Here is a 2377-nt window from a genome sequence, read left to right on the forward strand (position 1 = left end):
ATATAGGGCCGCTCGAAGAAATCGAGACCGGCTTTGGCGGCGTCAGCGAAAGCCCGCACCATGTTGGCGGGGATGGCAAAACCGATGCCGATCGAGCCGCCGCTGCGGCTGTAGATAGCCGTGTTGATGCCGACCAGCTGACCGCCCATGTTGATCAGCGCGCCGCCGGAATTGCCGGGATTGATGGCGGCGTCAGTCTGGATGAAGTAGCCCGAATCCGAGACGCCGATATGGCTGCGGGCAAGTGCCGAAACGATGCCGCTGGTGGTGGTCTGTCCGACGCCGAACGGATTGCCGATGGCCAGCACCAGGTCGCCGACCTCCAGCGCGTCGGAATCGCCGATGGCGATCACCGGGAACGGCTTGTCGGCCGAGATCTTGAGCACGGCGAGATCGAGTGTCTCGTCCTTGAGCATGACCTTGCTGGCGAACTCGCGACCGTCAGCGGTCGCCACCTTCACCTCGTCGGCATCCTTGATGACGTGGTAATTGGTGACAATGACGCCGCTCGGGTCGACCAGTACGCCGGAGCCGAGCGAGGACTGCGCGCGCGGCTGCGCGCGCCCGAAGAACTCCTCGAAGAACGGATCGCCCTCGAAAGGCGACGTCACCTTGGCCGTCTGCGAGGCATAGACGTTGACCACGGCCGGCGCCGTCTGCTTGACCAGCGGCGCGAACGAGAGCTGCACCTCCTCGCGACCGAACGGCACGCGCTTGTCCGGCCCGGAGGTGGCATTTTCGCCTTCAACGCCATGCAGCAGATCGGTCAGCACGTCGGACAAGCCCGGATCAGCGGGCTTGGTGGCGTCCTCGGCCAGTGCCTGCCTGGCCGCCGGTGCGAACGCCAGCAAGGCCGAAATCAGAACAATGGACAGCCGTTTGACGTGCATTCCGAATCCTCCAAATCGGGCGCCATTCTCCCGACGATTGTGCAGAATGAAAGGCTAATGCACCGAAATCCGATAATTGTCGCGCAAAAGCATGCGCTTCGGCCGACGAAATTGTCTGAAACGTAGAGCGCCGCTTTCAGAATGCAAAAAGGGGCCCACAGGGCCCCTTTGAACACGTGCGAAAAGCCCGGCCTCAGGCGGCCGCGGCTTCCTCTTCGGTACCTTCAGCTTCGATGCGGGCGCGGTCGCCGGCGCCCTTGGCCGAGGTGTCGCGGTCGACGAACTCGATCACCGCCATGGCGGCATTGTCGCCGTGGCGGAAGCCCGCCTTCATGATGCGCAGGTAGCCGCCGTTGCGGGAGGCGTAGCGCGGCGCGATCGTCTCGAACAGGCGCTTGACGACGCCCTCATTGCCGATCTGGGCGATCACCTGACGGCGCGCATGCAGATCGCCGCGTTTGCCGAGCGTCACCAGCTTCTCGACGATCGGACGCAGGTCCTTCGCCTTCGGCAGGGTGGTGACGATCTGCTCGTGCTCGATCAGAGACACGGCGAGGTTGGCGAACATAGACTTGCGGTGGCTTACGCTGCGGGCGAAGCGACGGCCTTTGAAACCGTGGCGCATGGCTCTTTTCCTTCTTCAGTTGTTCAAGAGGCCACGGCCTCTGATGGTTTTCCGCATGACCGTCGGATCGAGCGGCTCACGCCGCCGATCCTTGGAATTCATGCTCAATATTGGTCTTCGTAACGCTTGGCGAGGTCTTCGATGTTTTCCGGCGGCCAGTCCGGCACTTCCATGCCGAGGTGCAGGCCCATCGCCGCCAAGACTTCCTTGATCTCGTTCAGCGACTTGCGGCCGAAGTTCGGGGTGCGCAGCATCTCGGCTTCGGTCTTCTGGATCAGGTCGCCGATATAGACAATGTTGTCGTTCTTCAGGCAGTTGGCCGAACGCACCGAGAGCTCCAGCTCGTCGACCTTCTTGAGCAGCGCCGGGTTGAAGGCGAGCTCGGTGACAGCTTCGGCCGCGACTTCCTTCTGCGGCTCGTCGAAGTTGACGAACAGGCCGAGCTGGTCCTGCAGAATGCGGGCGGCGAAAGCCACCGCGTCCTCGCCCGAGATCGAACCGTCGGTCTCGATGGTCATGGTCAGCTTGTCATAGTCGAGGACCTGGCCCTCGCGGGTGTTCTCGACCTTGTAGGAGACCTTCTTGACCGGCGAGTAGAGGCTGTCGACCGGGATCAGGCCGATAGGCGCGTCCTCGGCGCGGTTGCGCTCGGCCGGCACATAGCCCTTGCCGGTGTCGACGGTGAACTCCATGCGGATCTCCGCACCCTCGTCCAGCGTGCAGATGACGTGGTCGGGGTTGAGGATCTCGACGTCGCCGACCGTCTGGATGTCGCCGGCCAGCACGGCGCCCGGGCCCTGCTTGCGAACGACCATGCGCTTCGGGCCGTCGCCTTCCATGCGGATGGCGATTTCCTTGATGT

3 protein-coding genes are annotated in these 2377 nt (G+C 63.3%); all 3 read right to left on the reverse strand.

Annotation, left to right across the window (positions count from 1 at the left end; all coding sequences use genetic code 11):
• Positions 1-890: trypsin-like peptidase domain-containing protein (locus EOA33_RS32495; RefSeq protein ID WP_127407484.1), on the reverse strand; the 890-nt coding region annotated here is incomplete at its 3' end.
• A 193-nt stretch (positions 891-1083) separates the two neighbouring features.
• Positions 1084-1515, reverse strand: coding sequence for a 50S ribosomal protein L17 (gene rplQ / locus EOA33_RS32500; RefSeq protein ID WP_126054449.1), 432 nt, complete (start codon positions 1513-1515; stop codon positions 1084-1086).
• A 104-nt stretch (positions 1516-1619) separates the two neighbouring features.
• Positions 1620-2377: DNA-directed RNA polymerase subunit alpha (locus EOA33_RS32505; protein ID WP_127407485.1), on the reverse strand; the 758-nt coding region annotated here is incomplete at its 5' end.

Origin of the sequence: Mesorhizobium sp. M4A.F.Ca.ET.050.02.1.1, from assembly GCF_003997725.1 — a bacterium.
In the GTDB taxonomy this organism is placed as follows: domain Bacteria; phylum Pseudomonadota; class Alphaproteobacteria; order Rhizobiales; family Rhizobiaceae; genus Mesorhizobium.